This is a genomic window from Candidatus Hydrogenedentota bacterium (assembly GCA_012730045.1).
Lineage (GTDB): Bacteria > Hydrogenedentota > Hydrogenedentia > Hydrogenedentales > CAITNO01 > JAAYBR01.
The window spans coordinates 1-25290 of record JAAYBR010000104.1; the positions used below are offsets into that span (position 1 = coordinate 1).

The window sequence follows — 25290 nt, forward strand, 5'->3', positions numbered from 1 at the left end:
AGGGCAATCGCACTAAAATGTCCCTCGAGAAACGCCTGCGAGCGGCATGGACGTCCCTTGGTTATGTGATTCTGTCTTTGTTGTCCCAACGGGACATCCGCCTATAGCCCAGGCCAGGCCGCCGCCCAAAGGGCCAGGCCTGCCCTGGGTTGCGCGCCCCAAAACACTTCTTGCCCCAAAGGGGCATCCGAAATTTGCGCGCCGGGAAGAAGACAAGGCAGGCGGGACGCCTGCGGTACGGAACCGCCCCGCAGGTCTTCTTCGTACCGCAGGCGTCCCGCCTGCCTTGTCTTTGGGCACTCGCCGTAATTTCGGCTGCCCCGTTGGGGCATGATTCTTTCTGTCCGGGCAACCCAGGGCAGGCCTGGCCCTTCGGGCGGCGGCCTGGCCTGGGCTATATTCGGAAACGCTTTCAGCGTTGAAGGGGTTGGGCGGCGGGAAATTACCAGACTCCATCCAGAAAGTACCCACGGATTTTTGTGCGATTGCCCTGCAGATTTGATGTTTTGAATGCGGAAGACTATCATAATCCAAGCTAAACGCCCTTTCTGCGGACATCTGCGGGGAGCCGGGAAACGTGAAGGAAGGAGAGACAGCATGACGCGAGCATCCTTGTTGACGGGTTTGTTGACGCTGGAAATGGCATGCCTTGGGCTGTCCCACGGGTGTGCAGGCGGAGACATGGGCGCATCCAAAAAGGTGCTCGAAAAAGTCTCCCTGTCAAAATACGCGGCAGCCAACGGCAGCCTCGATTTTGACATTGTAGACGGGAAGTTGAAAGAGGGGCGCGCGGTTTACCTCTTGAATTGGGACCTGGCCTATTGGGTGCAGGGGGAAACTGTGCATGCCGTGAATGACAGGGCGCGGGAATTGTCGCCGGACCTGCCCCCGGCGCCGGACGGCATCACCTATGAAGCCGTGTATGATGCGTCCTGCGATGGTGATCATGTCAGATTGGGGCAGCGGGCCGCGCAGATTTCCTTTGAAGGGGGGGAACTGTCGGAGAAGGAGGCCGGAGAACTGAAACATGCGCTGGAAGCGCGTCCGGATGACCTATGGGCGAGGACGATGCTGCTTGGCTACCACGCCAAAAAGAAATATAACTCGGATGATGCCCGCAGGGAGTATGAGCGGCATGTGCTCTGGCTGGCAAGGAACGCGCCCGCCTCGCCCGTCATGGGATCACCCGTGGTGGAGCTTAACCCGGTGCTTAACCCCGAAGCCTACGCCGAGGCTGCGGCCCTGATGCGGGGGCATGTCGAAAACGAGCCGCGCAACCTGTTCCTGCTTGCCAACGCCGCCAACTTCTTCCTGATATGTGAAAATGAAGTTGCAGAGGAAATCCTGAAAAAATGCATCGCGATTGAGCCCGACAACCCGCGTTGGCACCAGGAATTGGGTTTTCTGTATTCCCTTTCCGTAGTGGCGGGTGAAGGTTCCGGTGTTGCCGACGATCCGGATGCGGAGAACGCGCGCAAGGCGCTCGCCTCTCTGGAGCAGGCGGCGGCCTTGACCACCGAGCCGGAAGAGAAGTCATCGCAGTTGACTGAACTTGCGGAAATGGCCTTTGCGGCTGGCGAGTTGGAAAAGGCGCGCGGGTACTGCATGAAGCTGTTGGCGGGCGATGGCGGGCCGGGCGGTTGGAACCGGGGCAACCGGATACACACCGGCAACGCCGTGCTGGGGAGAATTGCCCTTGTTGAAGAGGCGGTGGAGAAGGCAAAGGGACACCTGATTTCGGCGGGAAAATGCGGCGGTTCCCCGCAACTGGACTCCTTCGGTCCCGACATGACACTGGCCAACGAGCTGCTGCAACGGGGCGAAACGGACGCGGTTGTTGAGTACCTTGAGCTTTGCGGCACCTTTTGGAACAAAGCGGCCACAGACAAATGGGTTGCCGCGATAAAGCGGGGCGAGAAACCGGTGCTTGACAGGTATAACCGGGAGTGACGCGGGGCGTTTTCTCCTGTTTTCGGGCAAACATGATTTTTAGTGCATCCCGGCGGGGGTGCGGGATGATCGCAGGCGGTTGAGCGAAGCGACACCCACAGCCCCCTCCAGAGACAAACCGGCGGCATCGCCGCACTCAACCACCGGCTGGGGCATCGCACGGTTGAAGTGCCGTGTCCATAAGGGACTCGCCGGGGACGAACACCGAGCTGGCACGGGCTTCCAGCCCGTGTTTTGGGTCATGGATGCAGCCAAAGAAACACGGGCTGGAAGCCCGTGCCACCTCACTGCGCGCTGCCGACGCCGTCCTTTCAGCACGGCATCCCGGCTCTGAAATGCGCCGGGAGAATCAGAAGGGCTGCTTCAGCACCGCGTACTTGAGCCAGTTGACGAACTCGCACTCGCGCTGGTCGTCCTCGACAATGCTGTCGTCAATCTTGAGCTGCCAGCGGATGTGCTTCAGGGTGGGATCGTTGTGGACGGCCTCGAAGCTCTCCACGTACCGCATCATGTCCCCGTGGTCTTTGAACCAGCCCTGCTTGATGAGCCGCTCCTCGCGGGCGAGGATGAGGCGGGCCACCTCGTGCAGGTTGTACTCGGGGTGGTACTGCGTGGCCCAGAAAACGCCCTTCTTGAACTCGACAGCGGCGGCCTCCACCACGCTCCAGTCGTTCCCCGCGAGCAGCGTGGCCCCCTCGGGCAGCTCGACCACCTGGTCGTCGTGGCTGACGAAATGGGAGTAGACCACCGGCTTCCCGTCCATCATGGGGTGTTTGCGGCCCTGTTCGGTGAGCATGATCTTGGTGGCGATGCCCATCTCGCGGCCCCTGGGGTGGGGCTCCACGCGCCCGCCCGCGACGAAGCAGGCGAGCTGGATGGCCCAGCAGCTCCCAAACTGGGGGATGCCCGCCTCGTAGGCGCGCAGGCACAGATCCTTGTGCGCCTGCACGCGCGGGTCGTCGTTGTGGTAGATCGTCAGGTTGCAGCCGGGCCAGATGACCCCCGCATAGCCGGACAGCTCGGCGTCCGTCGGCGGCGTGGCGCCGGGGTCGCTGCTGAACCACACGTCGTACTCCGCGCCGGGCAGGCGGCGCTGAAGCAGGAGGCCGTAGAGCTCCCCGGCGAGGGTCATCCCCACCGAATCAAACTGCTGGCGGCTTTCAAGGCTGTACCCGTCGGGAATCAGGAAACGCAGTTTCTCAGACATGAAAGAAGACTCCTTTGTTTTTGAAAATCACAGTCCGGCCATGAACTGGAACGCCTGGTCCATGAATCCGGGGTAATGCTCGTGGGCGAAGTCGGGGAACAGCGCCATTTCCTTGGGCGCCGTGATCCTGTTGTACGCGGCGAACTGCGAGGACGCCGGGCAGATCTCGTCCATCAGCCCGACGGCCATGAGCACCTCGCCGCGGATGCGCGGCGCGAGATGCTGGCAGTCCACATACCCCAGGCGGGTGAAGATTTCCGTCTCCCGCTCATGGCGCGGGTCAAACCGGCGGAACCAGTCGCGCAGCTCCTCGTAGGCATCCTTCGCGAGGTCCATCTCCCAGACCCGGCGGTAGTCGCAGAGGAAGGGGCACATGGGCGCGAGGCGGCGGATGCGCGGCTCCAGCGCCGCGCACGCCAGGGTGAGCGCGCCGCCCTGCGACATGCCCATCGCGCCCACGCGGCGCGCGTCCACCTCGGGAAGCGCCATGACCACCCGCGCCAGCTGCACGGTGTCCAGAAAGACGCTCCGGTAGAAAAGCCGCTCCGGGGCGTCGTCCAGCCCGCGGATGATGTGGCCGTGAAGCGTGTTCCCCAGCGCGCCGCCGGGGTCCTGCGACCGGCCGCCCTGCCCGCGCACGTCCAGCGCGGCCACGGAGAACCCGAGGGCGGCCAGGCCCAGCTTGTCCTGCCAGTCGCCGCTGCTGCCGCTGTACCCGTGGAACTGGAGCACGGCGGGGTGGGGCACCTCCTCCGAACGCCGGGGCCGCAGGTATTTTGCATAGACCCGCGCCCCGCCGACGCCGGTGAACCACAGGTCGAAACACTCCGCATAGGGGGTCTGGAATTCGGCGGGCAGAAACTCCGGCGCGGGGGGCGTGGCCTCCAGCTCCGCCAGCGCCGCCGCCCAGTAGGCGTCGAAATCTGCGGGCTTGGGGGTGATCCCCCGGTACACCCGCAGTTCCTCCAGGGGCATGTCTATCATGGGCATGGGGCGCGTCTCCCGCCGTGGAAAAGTCCCAAGATCCTACCACACCGGGGCCGCGCCGCCAAAGCCGCGACGTTTTCCGGTTGACAGTGCCGCCCCGCCGGACGCACAATGAAGACGTCCTCCGGCGCGGCGCGTCGGGGGAGCCTGCCGGCAGGCACGGCTCCGCGCAGTCTGTGGCGTGTTGTTCCACTCGGGGGTGCGGCAAAGCGTCCCCTCCCCCGGAAAGGAGACCCCATGGCGCACAGGACCCTTACTTCGGCATACCAGCGGCTGACGGACCGGTTGAACCGGGCACCCCAGGGCGCGCCGCCCTCGGAACTCCTGCACGGCATCCTGAAGATGCTTTTCAGCGAGCGGGAGGCCGACCTGGTCTCCCTCCTCCCCATCAAGCCTTTCACCGCCAAGAAGGCGGCGCTGGTGTGGAAGATGGCGGAGGACGAGGCCGCGGGCGTGCTGGACGAACTGGCGCACCGGGCGATCCTGCTGGACTATGAGCGGCCGGACGGCGTCCACGCGTACATGCTCCCCCCGCCGATGGCGGGGTTCTTTGAGTTCTCCCTCATGCGGGTGCGCGACGACCTCGACCAGAAGGCCCTTTCCGACCTGTTCGAGCAGTACATCACGCGGGAGGACGACTTCATGCGCGAACTGGTCGGGCAGGGCGGCACGCAGATGGGGCGCGCCCTGGTGCAGGAGCCCGCGCTGCCGGAGGACGAGGCGCTCCACGTGCTGGACCACGAGCGGGCCACGGAGGTCATCCGGACGGCGACCCACATCGGCGTGGCCATGTGCTACTGCCGCCACAAGGCCATGCACCAGGGCCGGAAGTGTGACGCCCCCATGGACATCTGCATGACCTTCAACACCCCGGCGGAGTCCCTCATCCGCCACGGCCACGTGCGCAAGATTGACCGCGCGGAATGCCTGGACCTGCTCCAGCGGGCCTACGAGCACAACCTGGTGCAGTTCAGCGAGAACCAGCAGAGAGGTGTCAGCTTCATCTGCAACTGCTGCGGGTGCTGCTGCGAGGCCCTGACCGCCGCCCGCCGTTTCGCGCTGATGCGCCCCATCAACACGACCAATTACCTGCCGGAGGTGGACACGGAGGCCTGCACGGGCTGCGGCAAGTGCGCGGCCCTGTGCCCCGTGGAGGCCATGAGCGTCGTGTCGGCCAACGACCCGCGCGACCGTCGCCGCAAGAAGGCCCGGGTGGACGTGTCGGTGTGCCTCGGATGCGGGGTCTGCGTGCGGCCCTGCCCCAAGGACGCCATCAAGCTCAAACCGCGCGGGAAACGGGTCATCGTGCCGAAGAACGCCGTGCACCGCGCGGTGCTGATGGCGGTCGAGCGGGGAAAACTCCAGCACCTGCTGTTTGACAACCGGGCGTCCATGACGCACCAGGCCATGGCCGCGGTGCTCGGGGCGGTGCTGCGGCTGCCCCCGGTGAAGCGCGCCGCGGCGGCCAAGCTGCTGAACTCGCGCTACGTGGACGCCCTGCTCGCCCGCGCGCCGCAGTGACCCCTCACAGCTTCTCCGCGATGGCGGCGACGTCGTCGAACCGGGCGCCGGCCAGCGCGGCGACGCTGTGCAGCCCGTGCCACTCGATGGTGCCCAGGGGGATGAACAGGGTCGGGCAGGCGTCCCGGGCCGCCTCGATCTCGGCGGGCATCATGTGTTCCAGCCGCACTTCCATGCCGTGCCTCCTCCGATGGGGCCTACCGCACGCCGCGCAGTTTCTTGAGCAGGGCGTAGGCCTCGTTCAGGGCACGCATGGCATCCTGGTCGCCGCCGAGGTCGGGATGGTGGACCTTGGCCTTCTTGCGGTAGGCGCGCTCGATCTCCTCCCAGGGGGCCGAGGGCGACACGCCCAGCAGGCGGTAGCACACCTCGGCGTCGCGGGGGTTCGGGGGGGCCTGGGGCGGGTCGGGGATGTGCTCCCCCCGCAGCTCGCGCAGGGCGCGCATGACCGTGGGCCAGAGCCCCGCCCAGCTCAGCACGATGATGATGATCGCGAGGAAAACCAGCTCTTGAAAACCGGGCATGGCGCCTTCCTGTCCAGCCGTCTCGGACCAGGCCCGGGCCTAGTCCCTTGGGCGGAACTCAAATATGTTGTCGGGGTCGTCGTCGCCGCCCCCGGGGTTGCGTTTCTGCCACCGCTCGCGGTTGCGCTGGCGCAGCCACTGCTGGTAACGGGGAATCAGCTGCATCATCACCCAGCCCATGCCCATCCCGCCGAGGTGCGTGGAAACGGAGGCATTGGTCTCACCGAAAGCCCACACCAGGTTGAGCGCGGCGATGATGGCCACCAGCGTCGCGGCGCTCATGGGCACGGGCAGGGGGAACAGCAGTATCTGCCGCGCGGGGTCGGCCACGGCAAAGGCCACCAGCACGCCGAGCACGGAACCGCTGGCCCCCACAATCACCGGATTCTGCCCGAACAGCCCGAGGGAAAAGAGCGACAGCAGCACGCCGACGGCGCCGCAGGCAACGTACAGCACGGTGAACTGGCGGCTTCCCAGCAGGCGCTCCACGTCCGGCCCGAAGAAGAACAGCCAGAGCATGTTCATGACGAGGTGCATGAGGCCGCCGTGGAGGAACTGGTAGGTCAGGGGCTGCCACAGGCTCCCGCGCATGAAGTCGCCGGGCACGAACCCGAACCATTCCACGGCGGTGACACCGGAGAGCGCCTCCAGCGGCGCAAGGAGGAGCTGGGCGGCAAAGACCGCGGCGTTGAGAAGGATGAGCCGCCGCACCATGTAGGTGACGCCGTGCCCCCCGAAACCGTAGGGGGAATCGTCGGTGTATGTGTCCTGGTAGCCTCGCATGGGCGCTCCCTGCCGGCAGAATCGGGCCTATTGTACCCGAACCGGCGGCCCGCGCGCCGCCGCGCCGGGGGAGTGGGAGGTCTCGCGGGCAAGCGATGGGTTCGCTTCGCTGCCAATGAAGTAAGCTGGCGAGACCGCCCGCAAAGTAGACGCGCCATCTTGGCGCGTTCTTTGGCCAACGGAAACCCCAAGAACGCGGCAGGATGCCGCGTCTACATCACTCCCCGGCCGTGTTGGTCAGGGGGTAGGACCGTATCCTGCCCATGCGGTCGTAGGGGTAGTACCGGAACACGACCCGGCCGATGACGCTTTCGCGGTCGGCGAAGTCGAAGCCCTCTTCTTTCCGGTCGGGGACGCTGTCGTCGCTGTGGTTCCGGTTGTCGCCGAGAAAGAGCATCTGCCCCTCGGGCACGCGGACCGGCGGGTCTATGACGTAGCCCATGGGCTCGCGCAGGTAGGGCTCCGAGGCGTATTTGCCGTTCAGGAACAGCGCGCCGTCCGCCACCGACAACTCGTCGCCCGGAAGGCCCGCCACCCGCTTCACGAGGTACTCGCCGTTGTGGCGGAACACGACAATGTCTCCCCTGCGGAGGGTGTCCGCGCGCACCGTGACGATCATGTCGCCGGGCATGAGCGTGGTCTCCATGGAGGACGAGGGCACGAGGAAGAAACGGACGCCCAGGGGGCCGAAGGCGAACACCGCCAGCGCGGCGAGCAGGACCACGGCGGCCCAGCCCGCCTTCTTGCTGTGGAGCAGGGCGTGGAGCCTTCGGGGCGCGCGGACGGCGGTTTCGGGGGAGGCTTCCATGACGGCCTACTTCAACGACCGGGCGTCGGTGAGAAGGCCCTGGGCCAGACCGCTCTGGGGACGCAGGGCCACCGCCTCCAGAAAACAGCGCTCGGCCTCCCGGCCGTCCTGGGCGCGCAGCCAGACCCTCCCCTCGTTCATCCAGGTGTAGAAGACCTCGTCGTCGCTTCGGGCGGCGGTGCGCGCGGCGGTCCAGGCCTTGGCGGCCTTCTTCCAGTCGGGCTGGGTGTTCATCCGCTCGGCGGCGAAGAAGTTGAGGGCGTGGTCCCGGGCCAGTTCGAAGTCCTTTGGGGCAAGCGCTGCGGCCTTTCCGGACACGCGCATGGCCTCGGCGTAGGTCTCCGCGGCGGTCCATTGGCGCAGGGTCATGAGGTTGGGCCAGTGAACGAGATACATCTGCGCCATGTTGAACAGGTAGTCCGGGTTGTCGGGCTCCTGCGCCAGGGCGGCGTCCAGATGCTTCAGCCCCTCCGCGTACTGCCCGACGTGGAAGCAGTGGATGCCCAGGTTGTTGTGCGCGCGCCCATGCGCGGCGTCCGCCGCCACCGCCTTCAGCCAGAGCTCCACCGCCCGCTGCTGCTCGTCGAAGCGGTCATAGAGCAGTTCGCCGAGGTAGTTCTGGAGCGAGGGGTTGTCGGGATATCGGCGCAGGCCCAGCTCGTAGGCCTGGCGCGCCAGGGCGAGGTTCTTCCGCGCGTCCTCCACCAGCGCGGCCCCCTCGCCGGTGCCGCCCTCCCTTTGCAGCGCCGTGGCCCGGGCGAGCAGCAGGTCCGCCAGCCGCGTGTGCAGCCGGTCAAAGGTCCGCGCCTTCTCCACAAACACCGCCTCATCGTCCAGAAAGGCCTCCAGCCGGGCCGCCTCCGGATAGACCGGCAATGCGGCAAAGTCATCGGAGGACGCGCGCGCCGTCGGCGGCGGCGGGGACGGCGCATCCGCGGCGGGCTGCGCCGACGCCGACAGGGCCGCCAGCGCGGCCAGCGCCATCGCCGTCATGGGGAGGTTCATCAGGCGCATGTTCCTTTGTTCCCTTCATTCACGGCGCGGAGAGGCACCCGCGCCGCTGAAGATGATAACATGCGGGACGCCCGGTCTGTTTCGGGAACGGCAGGCAAGGCGGAGGGGCTAGAGCAACTTCAGGTTGAGATGGGGCGTTTTCACCCTTGAAATGCCCTAATACCCGGCAAAGACCACGCGGAGGATCCACAGGCCGAGGAGGACGAGCAGGGGCGACCAGTCGGGCACGCCGTGCGTGGGGGGGAACAGTTTCCGGCAGCCGCGCAGGAGGGGGTCCGTGAGGGGGGGCACGAAACGCAGATAGCCGCGGTGCAGGTCCACGGCGAGCGCGCGGGCGCTCCACCGCAGCAGCACGGCCATCATGCACAGCGTCAGGGCGCTGCCAATCGTGACTCTCAGGACGATGAGCGCCATTGCAGGGAAATCTCCTCCAGGCGCGTGTACACCGCGCCGCCGGGCTTCAGTTCGCTTTGGAATAATGCCACGGCGGGCGCGGGGAATGCATCCCCGAAGCGCGGCGCGGCGGCGGCCAACTCCGCGAAGGCCTCCAGCAGGGGGGCCAGCCCGCGCGGGGCGCGCACCCGGCCCAGGGTCAGGTGGGGATGAAACGGCTTCGGCTCGGGGGACAGGCCGATGGCCGCCGCGCAGGCCTCGGCGGCCCGCTGGACCGCCAAAAGGTCGCCCGACAGCGCCCTCACCCCCGCCCACAGCACCGACGGGCGGCGCAGGCTGGGAAACGCGCCCAGCCCCTCCGCCACGAGTTCAAGCGGAGGCAATGCCCCTAATCGCCGGATAAGGCGAGGGACGGGATCAGGTGCGCCATGTGAACGCGCCGGAGAATGCGTGATGTCGTGAAAGGGATGCTCCTCACCCACCGGGTGAAACTGTCCTGCCGGGCAAGAAGAGGGCGCGGCAAGCGGCGCCCCTACCTGCCCATGCCCCGGGCACACACGAAGACACCGGGAATCCTCTTGTAGGGGCGCCGCTTGCTGCGCCCTGGAGCGGACGCATGGGCCGTCGCTTGTCCGGAGATCCGGGAATGCGGACACCAGCACCCGCAGGCGCGCCGCATACGCGGACGCCTGCTCAGGCGTCACCTCGCCGAGAAAGCGCAGGGTCAGGTGAAGATTCTCCGGCCGCACCCAGGACACCTGCCCGCCCAGGGGGCGCAGCGAGGCGATGCACTCCCCCAGCGCCGCCCGCGCGGCGGGGCCGGTCTCGAAGGCCGCGAAACAGCGCATCGTTCAGATCCTCCGCGTCAAAGACAAGGCCGGCGGGACGCCGGCGCTACGGGGAAGAAACAAGTGCATGGGGATCACCTGTCGTCATTCGGGATGAGCGTTCCCAGTCCCTCCAGGCAGGCTTCGGGGATGCCGATGTCCGCCACGATAATGCGCCCTGTGAAGGGGCGGGCGCTTTCCGCGAGCAGGCCGCGCTTGAGGCAGGCAAAGGTCACGGTGGTGTCGGCGCGCACGACGGCGCCGCCCGGTTCGCCCGTGTCGGCGTTGAGCCCCGAGGGGATGTCCACCGCCACGGTGGGAATCCCCTCCGGCCAGGCCTCTAGGACGGCGCGCGCCGCGCCCCTCACCCCGCCCGCGAAGCCGGTGCCGAGCAGGGCGTCCACCAGCACGCCGGACCCGCGCAGGGCGGCGGTCTCGCGGGCCGCCGCCTCCGGGTCGGACGCGGGGACCACGACGCCGCCGAGGCGTTCGTAGGCGCGCAGGAAAACCGCCGCGTCGCCCGTGACCGCCGCCGGGTCGCCGATGAGAACTGCACGCACGGCGCGGCCCGCGCACAGGGCGAGGCGGGCGACGACAAAGCCGTCCCCGCCGTTGTTGCCCTTCCCGCAGACGACGCCCACGGGCCCCGGCCACCGCGCGGCCTCGGCCCAGACGGCCGCGCCGGCGGTGTTCATCAGGACCGCGCCGGGAATCCCGACGTCCTCGATGCACCGCCGGTCGGCCTCGCGCATCTCCGCCGCCGTCAGCACACGCCGCATGCCTCCTCCCCTACCACTGCACGCGGACGCGGTAGGTCAGCTCGACCGTGCCGTCCGCCGGAATGTCGAGGGAGAAGACCGCCGTGTGGGCGTCCTTCTTGACGAAGTCGTGGGACTTGGAAAGGATGGTCCAGGTGGCGGGCATGGGCTCCACGACGTCCACGGTCACCGGGGTGTCCTTGTGGTTGCGCACGGGGATGCGGAACTCGGCCTCGTGAATGGTCGGCCCGACGCCCCGGTAGTCGCTCTGGATGCGCTCGGCGACGATGTCGAAGGCCTTGCCCAGGCGCAGGCGCACCTGCTCGTCCTTGGCCGTGTGCCTGATGCGGTCCTCGCCGGAGAACTGGTACATGCCGCCGCTGTCCTGCTGGTAGACGCACATGACCCCCGCGGGCAGCGGGATGCCGAGCTGGTTCTTCTCGTCGTTCTGGAAAGTCAGAAACACGTCCACGTTCTGGTTCTTGATGGGCTCCATCTTGCTGGCGTAGAAGGCGATGTCGCCGCGGAACTCGTAGATCTTCTTCACCGCCACGCCGTTTCCGGAGAGCAGGCTGACCTGCTTCGACTGGTTCTGCTTGACCGTTGTGCGGCGCTGGAGCGTGTAGAGGTGGTACTCGGCAAAGGACTCCTCGACCATCTGCGGGGCGCGGCCGCCGACCGCCGATTTCATCATCTCCATGGCGGGCGCGGGCATCATGTCCGCCTGCACCACGTTCACCTCCCCCGCGACGAGTTTCAGCTGGGCGTTCTGGTAGGTGGTTCCGGACTGGTTGTTGAGGGTCACCCAGCCCTCAAGGTTCATTTGTGTCTCCTCACGGTTCATGGTGACCACGTAGTCCGCCTTCCACGACATGCCGGAGGTGAGGTAGGTCGCCTCGACCTCGTGGTCCCTGCCGCCGTTCTCCAGCATCCACACCAGTGTCGGCTTGGCGATCAGCTCGCCGGGCAGCTCGGGCAGCACCACCTGGCCCGGATGGCCGAGGAATATCTTCCCCTCCACCTCGTAGATGGGGCCGTTGTTCACGCTGAGGAGCTTCGCCTTCTGCTCGAAGAAATTCAGGTCGTTGCTCTTGTTGACCAGCGTCACCTCGCGGCCCACGTACTTCTCCATGAGCTTTTCCGGGCTCATCAGGTCAAACTCGTAGTTCTGCTCCAGAATGTGCAGGTTGCCGCCGTCGTTCAGCGACACCAGGCTCACCGTCTCCGGCTGGATGGACGCGGCCACGTCCATGAAGCGCAGCGTCAGCGTGCCGGGGGCCAGGCTCAGTTTGCGCCGGTCGCGCACCAGCGCCCGGTCGTTGTTGTACACCGTCACCGCCACGTCCGTCTGGTCCGAAAGCGTTGTCTCCAGCGCCGCGACGGCGTCGGCGGGCGCGGGCGCGGGCGGCGCCGCCGGGGCGGGGTCCTGCGCGGCGGCAAACAGCGGAAGGCACATCACCGCAACCAGCATCCAAATCGGTTTCATGGGGGCATCCTCCTGTGGTTGGTCGGCCCGTTCTCCCCTCAAGTGTACCCTCCACCGCGGAAGATTTCACCTGCGGGACACACGGTTGGACCCCGAAAGGCGGCGCGGGTTCGCGGGAAGGGTTCACCACGGAAGACACGGAGGACACGGGAAAGGGGCCGGTCAGGAGGAAAAATGGGCGCGGACGGTGTCCAGGTCGCGGCGGATGGCGGCTTTGAGGGCTTCGAGGGAGGAAAAGCGCTGCTCGGGGCGGAGGCGGCGGTGGAAGGTGATCTCTACGGTCCTGCCGATGAGGTCGCCGGTGAAGCCGAGGAGGTGGGTCTCGACGAGGGCGTCCTCGTTGCGCACGGTGGGGGCGATGCCGATGTTGACGGCCGAGGGCCAGACGCGGCCGTCCACCAGAGTCTCGGCGATGTAGACGCCGTGGGCGGGGACGGCGAGGTTGCCGGGGGCGAGGTTGGCGGTGGGAAAGCCGAGGGTGCGGCCGATGCCGCGCCCGGCGAGGACGGGCCCCTCGAGGGCGTAGGGCCGGCCCAGGCACCGGGCGGCGTCCTCCACGGCGCCCTGGAGGACGCGCTCTCGGATGAGGGTGCTGCTGACGCATTCGCCGTCGAGAACCAGCGCGTCCACCCGCGCGACTTCGAGGCCGAAGGCGCCGGCGTGCTCGAGGAGGTACTCGAAGGATCCTGCGGCGTCGCGGCCGAAACGGAAATCATGCCCGACCAGAAGCAGCCGCGCGCCGCACTGCCGGACCACCACGTCGCGGACGAAGGCCTCGCGGTCCATCGCGGCGGTCTCGCGCGTGAAGGGCAGGGTGAAGTGGGCGCCGACGCCCGCCGCGGCGAGCAGCCGGTTCTTCTGGGCGGCCGTGGTCAGGATGTTCGGCGCGCTGGCGGGGGCGAAAAGCTGGCGGGGGTGCGGGTCGAGGGTCATGACGGCGGGCACCAGCCCGCGGGTATCCGCCGCGCGGACGAGGGTCTCGAGCAGCCGGCGGTGGCCGAGGTGGACGCCGTCAAAACTGCCGACGGTCAGGGCCGTGGGCCGCGGATGCGCCGCGCAGGAGAGGATGTCGGCGACGGTGTCCACGAACCCTCCCCCTACTGTTCCGGCATGAAGACGCGGCGGGGCCGGACCAGCGCGCCGGTTTCCGTGGCGACGACCGTGCCCAGGGCCAGCAGGCGGCCGTCTTCGGACTTGATCTGGACGAGCCCGTCGGGGAAATCCTCCGGGGCGGGCCGGATCGAGGTGGCGATGGCGGCGCCGGTGAGGATCATGGCGGCGCGCGCGCGGTCCACGCGAACCACGGGCAGGTCGAGGGCGTCCTCCATGGGGATGAGGCGGCCGCGCACGGTGTCGGGGCCGTCGAGCGCGTCAAGGGCGACGGCGTCGGCGACGCTGAACGCGCCGACGCGGGTGCGCCGGAGGGACGCGAGGATGCCGCCGCAGCCGAGGGTCTGGCCCGCCTCGTGGCACAGGGCGCGGACATAGGTGCCGCTGCCGCAGCGCACGAGCAGGCCCGCCTCGGGCGGGGTCCAGGAGAGGATGTCGAAGGCCTCCACATGCACGGGCCTGGGCTCGCGCTCGACGGTCTGGCCGCTGCGCGCCATCTTGTAGAGGCGCTTGCCGCCCACCTTGACGGCGCTCATCATGGGCGGCGTCTGGAGGATGTCGCCCGTGAGGGTGTCGCAGACGGCCTGGATGTCCGCCTGGGCCAGTTCCGGCACGGGATGCTCGGAGACCACGGCCCCGTCCATGTCATAACTGTCGGTGACCACGCCGAGGCGCATGGTGCCCTCGTAGGTCTTGTCGAGGCCCGTGAGATGCTCCGAAAGCCGCGTGGCCGCGCCCAGGCACAGCACCAGCAGCCCCGTCGCGCCGGGGTCCAGGGTGCCCGTGTGGCCGATGCGCCGCTGCTGCGCGGCCCGGCGCACGCGGTCCACCACATCATGCGAGGTCATGCCCGCGGGCTTGTCCACCAGCAGCACGCCGTTCATGGCGCCTCCGTCCCGTTGTCGTCCATGGCGGCCGCCAGGGCGGCGGTCACGGTCTTCCGCGCCTCCGCCAGCGGCATGTCCAGCGTGGCGCCCGCCGCCATGAAATGGCCGCCGCCGCCGTACTCCCGGAGGAAGCGGGCGCTGTCAAACGAGGCGGCGGAGCGCAGGCTGGCCTTGCAGACGCCCGGCGCGCGCTCCGTGAAGAACGCGGCCACGCGGACCCCGTCCACCTGGCGGAGATAGTTGATCAGGCCGTCGGTGTCCTCCGCCAGCGCGCCGGTCTCCTCGAAGTCGGCCTGCCCCACCCAGGAGACGGCGAGCTCGCCGCCGCGGAGGAACTCGGCCCGGTCGAGCACGCGGCGCAGAAGCTGGAATTTCCGGGCGGCCATGGTGTTGAAGATGCGCTCGTTCCACACGGCCAGGTCCACGCCCGCCGAGATGAGCCGCGCGGCCAGCTCGTGGCTTCCGGCGGTGGTGCTGGCGAAACGGTAGCCGCCGGTGTCGGTGGCCTGGGCGACGTAGAGGCAGGTGGCCGCGTCGGCGTCCCAGGGGATTTCGGCGGCGTCAAAGAGCGCGGCGACCAGCTCGCCCGCGGCGGCGCGGGAGGGGTCAATGATGCCGGCCCCGCCGGGGGGGCCCTCCTCGTCGTGGTGGTCAAGAACCAGCACGCGAACGGCGGGGGGAATCCAGTCCGCGATCTCGCCGATGCGGTCCAGCCGCGCGCAGTCCACCAGGACGACGCGGTCGAACACGGGACGGTCGCTCTCGGCGTTCAGGATCGTCTTGGCGCCGGGCAGGGCGGCGTAGGCTGCGGGGACCGCGCCGTCAACGGCGCAGGAGACGCGCGTCTTGCCGAGGGCGCGCAGAAAGAGGCGCGCGGCGAGCAGGCTGCCCACGGCGTCGCCGTCCGGGTTGACATGGGTGACGACGAGGGGGGCCTCGGCGGTTTTCAGCTCCTCCACCATCTCGGCGAGGGTCATGCGGAGCATGGGGGTGTTCTGCTGCTCCACGTGGATGGTCTGGAAGACCTCCTCCAGCTGGTAGACCCGGTCCAGCGTGCTGTCCGGGAAGAACCGGATTTCGGGGGTGTGGTGCACGTGCAGGCACTTGCCCACCTCGCGCCGCACCCAGCCGGCGGAGTTCTGGAGCGCGATGAGGGAGGACTTGCGCTCCGCCTCGCCGCCGTAGAGGCTGACATAGACGTTGGCATGGCGCAGGTCGGGGGACATGCGCACCTCCATGACGGAGACAAAGCCGATCCGCGGGTCCTTGAGCCCCTTGGTCAGGAGCCGCGCGATCTCCTCGCGTATGACCTCGGCCACGCGGGTGGCCCTGCTGTTCTCGCTCATAGCATCTCAATCCGGTAGTCCGCCAGCACCGCGCCGCGGTGCGTGGAGGCGTGGTTGACAATTTCATTCAGCTGCGTGTTGGCGAAGCGGCTGTCGCCGCTCACCACGCAGACGGCCAGGCGGAAACGCGTCCAGACGTCCTGGAACGCCACCTCGGCGACGGAGCAGTTGAAGCGGGCGCGCAGCCGGTCCTTCAGACCCTTCACCACGGAGCGCTTCTCCTTCAGGGAACGCGCGCCGGGCACGAGAAAGTCCATCTCCAGCAGCCCGATGGTCACGGCCCCGGATCAGTCCAGGGTCTTGGCGATCTGCTCAATCTTGTACACCTCGATGACGTCGCCGGCCCGGACGTCGTCGAAGCGCTCAAGCTTGATGCCGCACTCGAACCCCGTGGCGGCGGACTTCGCGTCGTCCTTGCCGCGGCGCAGGGAGTCTATCTTGCCGCTGTAGACGACCACGCCGTCGCGCACGAGGCGGGCCAGCGCGCTGCGGGTGATCTCGCCGTCCACCACGTGGCAGCCGGCAATGTTGCCCAGGGCGGAAGAGCGGAAGACCTGCCGGATCTCCGCGTGGCCCGTGATGGCCTCGCGCTTCTCGGGCGCGAGGAGCCCCTCGAGGGCGTTGCGCAGGTCGTCCATCATCTCGTAGATGATCAGGTAGGTGCGTATCTCGACGCCCTCCTGCTCGGCCAGCTTGCGGACCTTCGGGTTGGCCGTGACGTGGAACCCGATGACCACCGAGTCGCTCGCGCCGGCCAGGATGATGTCGGACTCGTTGACGGCGCCGACGCCGCCGTGGACGATGTTGACGCTGACCTCCTCGTTGCCGAGCTTGGCCAGGCTCGAGCGGAGCACGTCCACGGAGCCCTGCACGTCACCCTTGACGATGACGTTGAGCACCTTCTTCTCCACCTCGGAGAAGCGCTTGTGGAAGTCCTCCAGGGTCATGTGCTTCACCGCGGGGCCGCGCTTGAGGCGCTGGGCCGCGGCGCGCTTCTCGGCGATGCTCTTGGCGACCCGCTCCTCCTCGGTGACGATGAAAATGTCGCCGGCGTCCGGCGGCGTGCTGAACCCGGTGACGACCACGGGCATGGAGGGCCCGGCCTCCTTCAGCTCCTCGCCCCGGGCGTTCACCATGCTGCGGACGCGCCCGGAGGTCGTGCCCGCAAGGAAGGTGTCGCCCACGCGGAGGGTGCCCGACTGCACGAGCACCCAGGCCACCGGGCCCTGGCCCGTGGTGATCTCGGACTCGAGCACGGCGCCGCGCGCGCGCTTGTTGGGGTTGGCCCGCAGGTTGAGCAGCTCCGTCTGGAGCGTGAGCAGGTCCATGAGGTCGTCCACCCCGTCGCCGTTGCGCGCGGAGATGTTGCGCATGATCGTGTCGCCGCCCCACTCCTCGGCCACCAGCCCGTACTGCGTCAGCTCCTGGCGCACGCGGTCGGGCTGGGCGTTTTCCAGGTCGCACTTGTTCACCGCGACGATGATCGGGACCTCGGCCGCCTTGGCGTGGTCAATGGCCTCGATGGTCTGGGGCATGACGCCGTCGGTGGCGGCCACGACCAGGATGACCACGTCGGTGACGTGGGCGCCGCGGGCGCGCATCTGGGTGAAGGCCTCGTGGCCGGGCGTGTCGAGGAAGGTCACGCCGCCGCCGGGCAGCTCGAACTGGTACGCGGCGATGTGCTGGGTGATGCCGCCGGCCTCGGAGTCCGCCACGTTGGTCCGGCGGACGCGGTCCAGCAGCGAGGTCTTTCCGTGGTCCACGTGGCCCATGACCGTGACCACGGGGGGCCGGGGGAGGAGGTCCTCGGGGCTGTCGGGCTCCTCGGCGAAGACCTTTTCCTCCTCGGGGATGGCGACCTCGACGTTGAAGGAGTACTTGTCCGCGATGTGGCGGATCTGCTCCATGTCGAGAACCTGGTTCTTGGTGGCCATGACGTCCATGTCCATCAGGTCCACGATGATCTCGGCGGCGCTCCGGCCGAGCTGGGATGCGAGCTGGTCCACCGTGAGCGTCTCCTCGACGACGACGGTGCCCAGCAGCATCACGCCGCTCTCGCCCCCGTCATCGCCGTCGCGGCGCCTGCGGCGGTACTTCTTGGAGCCCGTGGCGGCGGAGCCGGACTGGAACTCGCGCACGGCGAGCACGGCCTCGCGCTGCATGTCCTCCTCGACGACGCGCAAACGCTCGGCCTTTTCTTTTTTCTGCTTCTGCTTGGCGGCCTTGGTCGGGGCGCCGCCGCGCTTCTCCATGCTGCGGGCGCGGGCCTTTTCAAGCTCTTCGGGGGTGAGCAGCACGGGGGCCTGCTCCTTGCGGCCGCCGGGCTTGGCCGCCGCGGCGTCGCGGCCGGGCCGCGCCGGGCCGCGCGCGGGCGGCGGGGCCTGCTGGCGCTCCTTGCGCTGGCGGTCCCGCTCGAGCACGGCCCGCAGCACCTCGGGGTCGGGCACCGGCGCGGCGACCTCCTCCTGCGGGGGCTGCTTGTCCTTCTCCACCTTGCGCTGCCCGCGCAGGCGCTCCATCTCGCGCTGCTTCCACTCCGCGCGGGCAAGGGCGCCCAGCTGCTCGGTGGCCGCGTCCTCGATGGCCGCCTGCTCGGCGCGCTCCGCGTCCTCCTCCGTGACCGGCTCGTCTGGGAGAATGACGGCGATAAGCTCCTGCTCGGGGACCACGGCCGCCGCGGGCGCTTCGGGGGCCTCCCCGGCCTCCGGCGCCTCGGGGGGGGCGGAAACCTCGATCACCGCGTCTTCCGCAGCCTCCGCGGCCTCCGCAGCCTCCGCCACTGTCTCCACCACGGCCGCCACCTCTTCCACCACCGCCACGGGTTCCATCCCCGTCTCCGGGTCGGGAAGAATCACTGCGGTCGGGGCGGATTCCCCGGTCGGCGCCTCTTCCGCCTCTTCGTCCCCGTCCGTCTTCTTCTTTCTGGCTGCGGGTTTCTTTGCCGCAGGCTTCTTTGCCGCAGGCTTCTTTGCCGCGGGCTTCTTTGCCGCGGCCTTCTTCGCCGCGGCGGCCTTCTTCTTCGCCGCCGCCTCCTCCTTCTTCGCCGCCGCCGCGTCCTGCTTGGCAAGCTCGGCGAGCTTCTTTTCGAGCAGACCGGGCTCCTCGTCCAGGGCGATGAGCAGCTCTTCCTGGTCCGCGTCTATCTCGGTGCCGCCGTCGGCGATGGAATGGCGCAGCTGCCTGAGCGAGCTGATCGCCCAGTCAAGGGAAAGGTCCAGTTTCTCCGTGAAACTTGAAATGGTCTGCATCTACTCAAACCTCCACAACACCAACCCCGCACCTAACCGGGCGCGGCGGCGTGCGCGGCCTTGAACCGCATTGGGACAAAACGTGATCGGAAAAGCTGCGTCAGTTGCCGTCTGTTGTCGCGTTGCCGTCGGCGTCCTCCAGGGGTTCGTCCGAACCCTGTTCCCCCCCCGCTTCGTCCGCCTCCGGGGGCGCTTCCGCGGGCTCCGGCGGTTCCGGGGCCCTGCCCTCGCCGTCGCCGCGGATGTCAATGCTCCAGCCCATGAGCTTCGAGGCGAGGCGGGCGTTCTGCCCGCGCTTGCCGATGGCCAGGGAAAGCTGGTCCTGGGGCACGATCACCTGGACCGTCTTCGCCTCCTCGTCGAGCTGCATCTTGAGAATGTCGGCGGGGTTCAGCGCGTTCACGCAGAGCTGGACCGGATCCTCGCTCCAGCGGACAATGTCAATCTTCTCGCCGGAAAGCTCCTCGACCACGGCGCGCACGCGCGACCCCTTGAGGCCGACGCAGGCGCCCACGGGGTCCACATTGGGGTCGCGGGAGGCCACGGCCACCTTGGTGCGGTTGCCCGCCTCGCGGGCGAGCGCCCGGATCTCCACGGTGCCCTCGTATATTTCGGGGACCTCCAGCTCGAACAGGGACCGGACCAGGTCCGGCGCGGAGCGGGACAGCTTGACCGAGGTGCCCTTGGGGGTCTTCTCGACCCGCACCACGAGGGCGCGGATGCGGTCGCCCACCTTGTAGTTTTCGCGGGGGGACTGGTCGCCCGGCAGCAGCACCGCCTCGACCTGGCCGATGACCACGAAGATGCACCCGGAGCTGATGCGCTTCACGTTGCCCGTGATCATGTCGCCCTCGCGCTCCTTGTACTCCGCATAGATGCGGTCGCGCTCGGCGTCCTTCAGTTTCTGGATGATCACCTGCCGGGCCGTCTGCGCGGCGATGCGGCCGAAGTCCTTGGGCTGCGTGCGCACCTTGAGCCGGTTGCCCACCACCACGTCCGGGTTGAGCTTGCGGGCGTCCTCCAGCGAGATTTCCAGGGCCGGGTCGCGCACTTCCGCGACCACCGTCTTGATCTCGAAGACCAGGAAGGACAGGGTGTTCTTCTCCACCTCGACCGTGATGTTCTCCGCCCGGTGGATGCCCTTGCGGGCCGCCATCTCGATGGCGCCGCGAATGGCTTCCAGGAGGGTCTCCCGGTCCACATTCTTCAGCTTCTCGATCTGCTCCAACGCGATTTTAAGGTCGTCTGCCAAGGCTGTCCACCTTTCCGTACTACCGGTTCAGTCTCGCCTTCTTCAGGTTCTCGCCGTGGATGGACACTGTCTGCCCGTCCACTTCAAGCACGATCATCCCGTCCTCGTGGCCGCGGATCACGCCGGTAAACCGGGTTCTCCCGCCCACGGGCGCGTGGGTCGTCAGCTTGACCTGCTCGCCCGTGTACTTCACAAAATGCTCCGGCTTGCGCACCGGCCGGTCCAGCCCCGGCGAGGACACCTCCAGGATGTACCCGCCCGGAACCACGTCCTCCGCGTCCAGCACGGGGCTCAGCACCCGCGAGGCCATCGCGCAGTCGTCCAGGCTGATCCGGCCCGGCGTCTTGTCCAGGTATATGCGGACAATCTGGCCCCGGCCGTGGGGAACGCACTCGATTTCCACGAGTTCGAACCCCAACTCAGCGAGTTCGGGCTCCACAATCCGCCAAAGCTGTCCGGTCACTTCTATCAAAAGGCACACGCTCCGCGCGCCTCCAGCCAGCCCCCGCGGACGGCGGCGGCCGGAGACCTGGTCCCAATAAAAAAAGTGGGCGGCAACCCACTTTGTCAAAGCGGCATACGTTAGCCTGCCATGGTACCACACACAGGGGGCAGGCCGCAAATCATGCCCGGATTCGGCTTTCGCAAGATGATGCTATTGGGGCATTTCTACCGCTCCGCCCCGTCCGGTTTTCTTCCAAGATGCAGCACGGCGAGGTTCCGTTCCCGGCTGTTATTCCTGCGAAAACTGTAAAACCGGTCTCCGCAGAGGGTGCATTCGCCGGAAACCGCGATGTGGGAGGGAGGCACCCCGGCGACGACCAGCTGCCGGGTGTTCAGCGCCCAGAGGTCAAGATGTCGGCCGCGGACCGGAAAGCCCCGGTCCCGGTATTCCGCCGCCATTTCGGGCGAAACCTCGTAGCAGCAGGGGCCCGCAGAGGGGCCAATCTGGGCACGCAGGTCTCCGGGCGAGACCCCGTAGGCTTCCTGGAGCGCCTGAACACCCGCGGGGCATATCCCGGCCACCGAGCCTTCCCGGCCCGCGTGCAGCAACGCGCCGCTCCAGGTCACGGGGTCGAAAAGCCAGACCGGCACGCAGTCCGCCACGCCCACGCAGAGGACCGCGTCCGGCGCGTTGGTCATCAGGCCGTCCGCCTCGCCCGCGAGCAGCTCCCCCGCGCCCGGGCCGGGGTCCACCCGGAGAATGCGGACACCGTGCACCTGGCTGGCGAAGAAGGCGGGGGCCGGAGGCGCCCCCCAACGGGCAAGGAAACGGGCGCGGGCGTCCGCGTCGCCGTGCCGGCCGCAGTCGCCATCGGCCACGCCGGACATCGCGGCGACCGCCGCCCCGGCGTCCTCGATCAGGGGAAACCGCTCCATGGGGCCCTCAGAGAATGTAGCGGGAGAGGTCCTGCTTGACCAGGGTTCCCGACAGGCGCTCGCGGACCATGTCTCCGGTCACCGTGACCGTGGCGCCCGCATGCTGCTGCGCGTCGAAGGAGAGGTCCTCCAGCAGGTATTCCATGATGGTGTGAAGCCGCCGCGCGCCGATGTTCTCCGACTCCTGGTTCACCTGGGCGCAGATTTCGGCCATGAGGTCAATGGCGGCGTCCTCGAACACCAGGGCCACCCCCTCCGTGGCAAGCATGGCCTCGTACTGGCGGATCAGGGAGTTGTGCGTCTCGCGGAGGATGCGCGCGAAGTCGGCCGCCGTGAGGCTGGACAGCTCCACGCGGATGGGGAAGCGCCCCTGCAGCTCGGGGATCAGGTCGGAGACCTTGGACACGTGGAACGCGCCCGCCGCGATGAACAGGACGTGGTCGGTGCGCACGGGGCCGTATTTCGTCATGACGGTGCTGCCCTCGACGATGGGCAGGATGTCGCGCTGCACGCCCTCGCGGGAGACGTCGGGCCCCTGGCCCGCGCCCTGGCCGCGCCCGGCGATCTTGTCTATCTCGTCCAGGAAGATGATCCCGGAGTTCTCCACGCGCTCGACGGCGCGGCGCGCCGCGAGGTCCATGTCCACCAGCTCCTGCAGCTCCTCCTGCACGAGGAGCTCGCGGGCCTCGGCCACGGTCACCCGGCGGGTGCGGGTCTTGGGCGGCGACATGCGGGCGAAGGCCTCCTGCATGTTCATGCCGAGCTCCTCCAGGCCGCTTCCGGCGAGTAACTGGGACATCTGGGGGCCGCCCTGCTCACGGACGGACAGGTCCACCTCCTTGTCCTCCAGCCCGCCCGCGTCGAGTCTTTCGGCGACCATGAGGCGCACCTTCTCGTCGCTCTCGTCCTGGGCGAGGTTGCGGGCGGGGCCCTCGTCGCCGGAGGAGGGGTTGAGCGGGTGGAAAGCCTGCCCGCCTCGCCCCCTGCGGCCGGGATACAGCAGGTCAATGAGGCGTTTGCGGGCGTTCTCCCGCGCCTTTTCCCCGCACTCGGCCTGCATCTCCTCGCGGACCATCTTGACGCCCGTCTCCACCAGCTCGCGGATCATGGACTCGCAGTCGCGGCCCACATAGCCCACCTCGGTGAACTTGGAGGCCTCCACCTTGATGAACGGCGCGTCGTCGAGCTTGGAGAGCCGCCGGGCAATCTCGGTCTTGCCGACCCCCGTGGGGCCGATCATGAGGATGTTCTTCGGCGCCACCTCGTCGCGCAGGTCGTCCGGAAGCTGCTGGCGGCGCCAGCGGTTGCGCAGGGCGATGGCCACCTTTTTCTTGGCCTCGTCCTGGCCGATGATGTGGCGGTCGAGTTCCCGCACAATGTCCTTCGGGGTCAGGTTCTTCATGGGATTCGGTTCCAGGGGGCGGAGTTCACCCCAGTTTGTCCACCCGGCGGCGGTGCCGCTCCCCCTCGCTGAAGGGGGTGGCCAGCCACAGGTCCGCGAGGGCAAGGCACTGCTCCAGGGAGTGGGTGCGCCGGCCCAGGCACAGGATGTTGGCGTTGTTGTGTTCCCGGGAGAGCCGGGCCATTTCCTCCGTCGCGCATACGGCGGCGCGAATGCCGGGATACCGGTTGGCGGCGATGCTCATGCCGATGCCGGTGCCGCAGAGCAGGATGCCCAGGTCGGCCTCGCCGCAGAGCAGGGTGCGGCAGACGCGCTCGGCCATGTCGGGGTAGTCCACCGGGTCCGGGGTGCCGGGGCCGCAGTCCACCACCTCGTGCCCGAGGGCGTTCAGATGGGCGACGATCGCCGGCTTGTACAGCGGCTCGGGGCCCTCAAAGCCCGCGTGGTCGCTTGCCACCGCGATTCTCATGTCCGTTCTCCTTGTGCGCGGGGCCGCGCGCCTAAAGGGCGCCGGCCTCCGCGAGCATCCGCCGCGTGATCCTGCCCTCGCGCAGGACCGCGCGCGTGTCCGGGTCAAACACCGTCGAGGGCGGTGACGGGGGAAGCGCCCCGCCGTCCAGCACGAGGGACACGCCTTCAAGACACGCCCCGCGCGCCGCCACGGCGGGCGGCTTTCCGATGAGGTTGGCCGAGGTGGAGGTCAGGCCGCCGCCCCAGTCGAGGCACAGGGCGCGGGCCGCCGGATGCGCGGTCTCGCGGACGCACACCTTGCCGCCGGGTCCGATCAACGCCTCATGCAGTCCCGGCGCGGGGGGGAAAAGCAGGGACAAGGGCCCGGGCCAGAATGCCCGCATGCACCGTTCCGCCGCTTCGGACACCGAGGCTGCCAGGGCCTTGAGGTGCGACCGGTTCGCCACCACCACGAGCACGGGCCGCCCCTCTTCGCGGGCCTTCACCCGGAACAGGCTGTCCAGCGCGCCCGGGGAAAAGGGGTCCACCGCCAGCCCGTAAACAGTCTCCGTGGGATAGGCGACCACGCCGCCGTCCTGAAGCACCGCGACCGCCGTGTCCAGCCCCTCCCCGGCGGGCAGGATCAGGGGGTGCATGCCAGGCGCTCCAGATAGGCCCGCACCTTGCCCAGGGCCTCCCCGCGGTGGCTGATGGTGTGCTTCTCCGCCGGGTCCATCTCGCCGAAGGTGATGTCGTGCCCCTCGGGCACGAAGACCACGTCGTAGCCAAAGCCGTTGCTGCCGAAGGCCTCCACGGAGATGTGGCCGTGGACCCGGCCCCACTCGATGTGGGGCGGGTGGCCGGGCCGAACCAGCGCCGCGCAGCAGGCGAAATGCGCCGTGCGGTCGGGCCAGGGCACCTCCTCCAGCGCGTCCAGCAGCTTCTCGTTGTTCCGGACGTCGTTGGCGTCCTCGCCCGCATAGCGCGCGGAGTACACGCCCGGCGCGCCGTCCAGCGCGTCCACCACCAGCCCCGAATCGTCGGCCAGGCAGGCCACGCCGAAAGCGGCGCTGTAATACTCCGCCTTCAACAGGGCGTTTTCCTCAAAGGTGGCGCCCGTCTCCTCCGGCTCGGGGACGGACGGGAAATCGCGCAGGCTCTTCACCTCCCACGGCAGGCCCTCGAGCAGGTGCGCGAGTTCCGCCGCCTTCTTGGGGTTTCCGGAGCCGATGAGCAGCGTTTCAGCCATTTGCCAGTGCCTCCCGCTGGGCCGCGAGCAGTTGCCGGATGCCGTCCTCCGCGAGGCCCAGCAGGGCGTCCAGGGCGGCCCGGTCAAAGGGGGCCCCCTCCGCCGTGCCCTGCACCTCGATGAAGCGGCCCCGGTCGTCCATCACCACGTTAATGTCCACCTCGGCCGCCGAGTCCTCCTCGTAGCAGAGGTCCAGCACGGGGCGCCCCGATACAATCCCGGCGCTGACGGCGGCGCAGGCCCCCCGCAGGGGCGACTCGGCCAGGTGGCCGGATTTCACAGACAGGGCGAAGGCGTCGGCCAGGGCCACCCAGGCCCCGGTGATGGCGGCGGTCCGCGTGCCGCCGTCGGCCTGGAGCACGTCGCAGTCCACGGTCACCATGCACTCGCCCAGGGCCTCAAGGTTGGTCACGGCGCGCAGGGACCGCCCGATGAGGCGGCTGATTTCCTTGGCGCGGCCGCCTGTTTGGCTGCTGCGGGGACTGCGGGTCTGGGTGGCGCCGGGAAGCATGCCGTACTCCGCCGTGACCCAGCCTTTTCCCCCGCCCTTGAGCCAGGCGGGCAGCCGGTCCTCGAACATGGCCGTGCAGAGCACGCGGGTCCCGCCCGTGGAGATGAGCACGGAGCCGGGGGCGTACTTGGTGTGGCCCCGCTCGATGCGCACGGGGCGCGGGGCGTTGTCGGCGCGGCCGTCGGGTCTCATGCGCG

Annotated in this window: 26 protein-coding genes; 2 read left to right on the plus strand and 24 right to left on the minus strand. The window is 68.5% G+C overall.

The features are described from left to right. Positions 1 to 597 precede the first annotated feature (597 nt). Positions 598 to 1950: a hypothetical protein gene (locus GXY15_10835; protein ID NLV41706.1), complete on the plus strand. Its 1353-nt coding sequence runs from the start codon at positions 598 to 600 to the stop codon at positions 1948 to 1950. A 349-nt stretch (positions 1951 to 2299) separates the two neighbouring features. Here GXY15_10835 and GXY15_10840 read toward each other — a convergent pair whose 3' ends face one another. Together GXY15_10840 and GXY15_10845 are read right to left on the minus strand one after the other, a co-directional pair. Then, a complete protein-coding gene (locus GXY15_10840; GenBank protein NLV41707.1) occupies positions 2300 to 3157 on the minus strand; it encodes a type 1 glutamine amidotransferase in 858 nt (285 codons plus the stop codon). Between the two features lie 27 nt (positions 3158 to 3184). Beyond that, complete coding sequence (locus GXY15_10845) at positions 3185 to 4147, minus strand: acetylxylan esterase (GenBank protein ID NLV41708.1); 963 nt, start codon at positions 4145 to 4147, stop codon at positions 3185 to 3187. A gap of 234 nt (positions 4148 to 4381) precedes the next feature. Here GXY15_10845 and GXY15_10850 point away from each other — a divergent pair, with 234 nt between their 5' ends. Continuing rightward, positions 4382 to 5665, plus strand: coding sequence for a 4Fe-4S dicluster domain-containing protein (locus GXY15_10850; protein NLV41709.1), 1284 nt, complete (start codon positions 4382 to 4384; stop codon positions 5663 to 5665). Positions 5666 to 5669: 4 nt separating this feature from the next. Here GXY15_10850 and GXY15_10855 read toward each other — a convergent pair whose 3' ends face one another. The 22 genes from GXY15_10855 to rph all read right to left on the minus strand — a co-directional run bounded on the left by GXY15_10855 (position 5670) and on the right by rph (position 25285). Continuing rightward, the gene (locus GXY15_10855) at positions 5670 to 5840 is read right to left on the minus strand and encodes a hypothetical protein (protein ID NLV41710.1); all 171 of its coding nucleotides are present in this window, start codon (positions 5838 to 5840) and stop codon (positions 5670 to 5672) included. Positions 5841 to 5862: 22 nt separating this feature from the next. Beyond that, the gene (locus GXY15_10860) at positions 5863 to 6189 is read right to left on the minus strand and encodes a J domain-containing protein (GenBank protein NLV41711.1); all 327 of its coding nucleotides are present in this window, start codon (positions 6187 to 6189) and stop codon (positions 5863 to 5865) included. Between the two features lie 39 nt (positions 6190 to 6228). Beyond that, positions 6229 to 6972: a rhomboid family intramembrane serine protease gene (locus tag GXY15_10865; GenBank protein ID NLV41712.1), complete on the minus strand. Its 744-nt coding sequence runs from the start codon at positions 6970 to 6972 to the stop codon at positions 6229 to 6231. Positions 6973 to 7189: 217 nt separating this feature from the next. Further along, a complete protein-coding gene (gene lepB, locus GXY15_10870) occupies positions 7190 to 7780 on the minus strand; it encodes a signal peptidase I (protein NLV41713.1) in 591 nt (196 codons plus the stop codon). A 6-nt stretch (positions 7781 to 7786) separates the two neighbouring features. Next, complete coding sequence (locus tag GXY15_10875; GenBank protein ID NLV41714.1) at positions 7787 to 8794, minus strand: hypothetical protein; 1008 nt, start codon at positions 8792 to 8794, stop codon at positions 7787 to 7789. Between the two features lie 156 nt (positions 8795 to 8950). Further along, entirely contained in the window at positions 8951 to 9208 is a 258-nt protein-coding gene (locus GXY15_10880) for a hypothetical protein (protein ID NLV41715.1), read from the minus strand. Further along, on the minus strand, positions 9190 to 10035 hold the full coding sequence (thpR, locus tag GXY15_10885; protein NLV41716.1) for an RNA 2',3'-cyclic phosphodiesterase: 846 nt from the start codon (positions 10033 to 10035) through the stop codon (positions 9190 to 9192). The genes GXY15_10880 and thpR overlap by 19 nt, the downstream gene beginning before the upstream one ends. Before the next feature lie 74 nt (positions 10036 to 10109). Beyond that, entirely contained in the window at positions 10110 to 10793 is a 684-nt protein-coding gene (locus GXY15_10890) for an NAD(P)H-hydrate epimerase (GenBank protein NLV41717.1), read from the minus strand. Positions 10794 to 10803: 10 nt separating this feature from the next. Further along, positions 10804 to 12258 carry a DUF4139 domain-containing protein gene (locus tag GXY15_10895; protein ID NLV41718.1) on the minus strand — a complete coding sequence of 485 codons (1455 nt, stop codon included), beginning with the start codon at positions 12256 to 12258 and terminating at the stop codon, positions 10804 to 10806. Between the two features lie 162 nt (positions 12259 to 12420). Continuing rightward, positions 12421 to 13344 carry a riboflavin biosynthesis protein RibF gene (gene ribF / locus GXY15_10900; GenBank protein ID NLV41719.1) on the minus strand — a complete coding sequence of 308 codons (924 nt, stop codon included), beginning with the start codon at positions 13342 to 13344 and terminating at the stop codon, positions 12421 to 12423. 11 nt (positions 13345 to 13355) lie between these two features. Then, positions 13356 to 14252, minus strand: coding sequence for a tRNA pseudouridine(55) synthase TruB (gene truB / locus GXY15_10905; protein NLV41720.1), 897 nt, complete (start codon positions 14250 to 14252; stop codon positions 13356 to 13358). After that, a complete protein-coding gene (rbfA, locus tag GXY15_10910; protein ID NLV41721.1) occupies positions 14249 to 15601 on the minus strand; it encodes a 30S ribosome-binding factor RbfA in 1353 nt (450 codons plus the stop codon). Before rbfA ends, truB begins: the two co-directional genes overlap by 4 nt. Continuing rightward, on the minus strand, positions 15598 to 15879 hold the full coding sequence (locus tag GXY15_10915) for a DUF503 domain-containing protein (protein NLV41722.1): 282 nt from the start codon (positions 15877 to 15879) through the stop codon (positions 15598 to 15600). Before GXY15_10915 ends, rbfA begins: the two co-directional genes overlap by 4 nt. A gap of 9 nt (positions 15880 to 15888) precedes the next feature. Then, the gene (gene infB, locus GXY15_10920; protein NLV41723.1) at positions 15889 to 18849 is read right to left on the minus strand and encodes a translation initiation factor IF-2; all 2961 of its coding nucleotides are present in this window, start codon (positions 18847 to 18849) and stop codon (positions 15889 to 15891) included. A 100-nt stretch (positions 18850 to 18949) separates the two neighbouring features. Continuing rightward, positions 18950 to 20101: a transcription termination/antitermination protein NusA gene (gene nusA / locus GXY15_10925; protein ID NLV41724.1), complete on the minus strand. Its 1152-nt coding sequence runs from the start codon at positions 20099 to 20101 to the stop codon at positions 18950 to 18952. Between the two features lie 19 nt (positions 20102 to 20120). Beyond that, positions 20121 to 20573 carry a ribosome maturation factor RimP gene (locus GXY15_10930; GenBank protein ID NLV41725.1) on the minus strand — a complete coding sequence of 151 codons (453 nt, stop codon included), beginning with the start codon at positions 20571 to 20573 and terminating at the stop codon, positions 20121 to 20123. A gap of 197 nt (positions 20574 to 20770) precedes the next feature. Then, positions 20771 to 21481: a polyphenol oxidase family protein gene (locus GXY15_10935; protein ID NLV41726.1), complete on the minus strand. Its 711-nt coding sequence runs from the start codon at positions 21479 to 21481 to the stop codon at positions 20771 to 20773. Positions 21482 to 21488: 7 nt separating this feature from the next. Continuing rightward, positions 21489 to 22883: an ATP-dependent protease ATPase subunit HslU gene (gene hslU, locus GXY15_10940; protein ID NLV41727.1), complete on the minus strand. Its 1395-nt coding sequence runs from the start codon at positions 22881 to 22883 to the stop codon at positions 21489 to 21491. A 25-nt stretch (positions 22884 to 22908) separates the two neighbouring features. After that, positions 22909 to 23352, minus strand: a complete 444-nt coding sequence (gene rpiB / locus GXY15_10945; GenBank protein NLV41728.1) for a ribose 5-phosphate isomerase B — start codon at positions 23350 to 23352, stop codon at positions 22909 to 22911. Between the two features lie 31 nt (positions 23353 to 23383). Next, positions 23384 to 23989, minus strand: coding sequence for a threonylcarbamoyl-AMP synthase (locus GXY15_10950; GenBank protein NLV41729.1), 606 nt, complete (start codon positions 23987 to 23989; stop codon positions 23384 to 23386). After that, a complete protein-coding gene (gene rdgB / locus GXY15_10955) occupies positions 23977 to 24582 on the minus strand; it encodes an RdgB/HAM1 family non-canonical purine NTP pyrophosphatase (protein ID NLV41730.1) in 606 nt (201 codons plus the stop codon). Before rdgB ends, GXY15_10950 begins: the two co-directional genes overlap by 13 nt. Further along, a complete protein-coding gene (gene rph, locus GXY15_10960) occupies positions 24575 to 25285 on the minus strand; it encodes a ribonuclease PH (GenBank protein NLV41731.1) in 711 nt (236 codons plus the stop codon). Before rph ends, rdgB begins: the two co-directional genes overlap by 8 nt. Between the last annotated feature and the right edge of the window lie 5 nt (positions 25286 to 25290).

Coding starts and splice junctions, on each gene's coding strand:
- GXY15_10835 (NLV41706.1), top strand. CDS start 598: ATGACGCGAGCATCCTTGTTGACGGGTTTGTTGACGCTGGAAATGGCA.
- GXY15_10840 (NLV41707.1), bottom strand. CDS start 3,157: ATGTCTGAGAAACTGCGTTTCCTGATTCCCGACGGGTACAGCCTTGAA.
- GXY15_10845 (NLV41708.1), bottom strand. CDS start 4,147: ATGCCCATGATAGACATGCCCCTGGAGGAACTGCGGGTGTACCGGGGG.
- GXY15_10850 (NLV41709.1), top strand. CDS start 4,382: ATGGCGCACAGGACCCTTACTTCGGCATACCAGCGGCTGACGGACCGG.
- GXY15_10855 (NLV41710.1), bottom strand. CDS start 5,840: ATGGAAGTGCGGCTGGAACACATGATGCCCGCCGAGATCGAGGCGGCC.
- GXY15_10860 (NLV41711.1), bottom strand. CDS start 6,189: ATGCCCGGTTTTCAAGAGCTGGTTTTCCTCGCGATCATCATCATCGTG.
- GXY15_10865 (NLV41712.1), bottom strand. CDS start 6,972: ATGCGAGGCTACCAGGACACATACACCGACGATTCCCCCTACGGTTTC.
- lepB (NLV41713.1), bottom strand. CDS start 7,780: ATGGAAGCCTCCCCCGAAACCGCCGTCCGCGCGCCCCGAAGGCTCCAC.
- GXY15_10875 (NLV41714.1), bottom strand. CDS start 8,794: ATGCGCCTGATGAACCTCCCCATGACGGCGATGGCGCTGGCCGCGCTG.
- GXY15_10880 (NLV41715.1), bottom strand. CDS start 9,208: ATGGCGCTCATCGTCCTGAGAGTCACGATTGGCAGCGCCCTGACGCTG.
- thpR (NLV41716.1), bottom strand. CDS start 10,035: ATGCGCTGTTTCGCGGCCTTCGAGACCGGCCCCGCCGCGCGGGCGGCG.
- GXY15_10890 (NLV41717.1), bottom strand. CDS start 10,793: ATGCGGCGTGTGCTGACGGCGGCGGAGATGCGCGAGGCCGACCGGCGG.
- GXY15_10895 (NLV41718.1), bottom strand. CDS start 12,258: ATGAAACCGATTTGGATGCTGGTTGCGGTGATGTGCCTTCCGCTGTTT.
- truB (NLV41720.1), bottom strand. CDS start 14,252: ATGAACGGCGTGCTGCTGGTGGACAAGCCCGCGGGCATGACCTCGCAT.
- rbfA (NLV41721.1), bottom strand. CDS start 15,601: ATGAGCGAGAACAGCAGGGCCACCCGCGTGGCCGAGGTCATACGCGAG.
- infB (NLV41723.1), bottom strand. CDS start 18,849: ATGCAGACCATTTCAAGTTTCACGGAGAAACTGGACCTTTCCCTTGAC.
- GXY15_10935 (NLV41726.1), bottom strand. CDS start 21,481: ATGGAGCGGTTTCCCCTGATCGAGGACGCCGGGGCGGCGGTCGCCGCG.
- hslU (NLV41727.1), bottom strand. CDS start 22,883: ATGAAGAACCTGACCCCGAAGGACATTGTGCGGGAACTCGACCGCCAC.
- rpiB (NLV41728.1), bottom strand. CDS start 23,352: ATGAGAATCGCGGTGGCAAGCGACCACGCGGGCTTTGAGGGCCCCGAG.
- GXY15_10950 (NLV41729.1), bottom strand. CDS start 23,989: ATGCACCCCCTGATCCTGCCCGCCGGGGAGGGGCTGGACACGGCGGTC.
- rdgB (NLV41730.1), bottom strand. CDS start 24,582: ATGGCTGAAACGCTGCTCATCGGCTCCGGAAACCCCAAGAAGGCGGCG.
- rph (NLV41731.1), bottom strand. CDS start 25,285: ATGAGACCCGACGGCCGCGCCGACAACGCCCCGCGCCCCGTGCGCATC.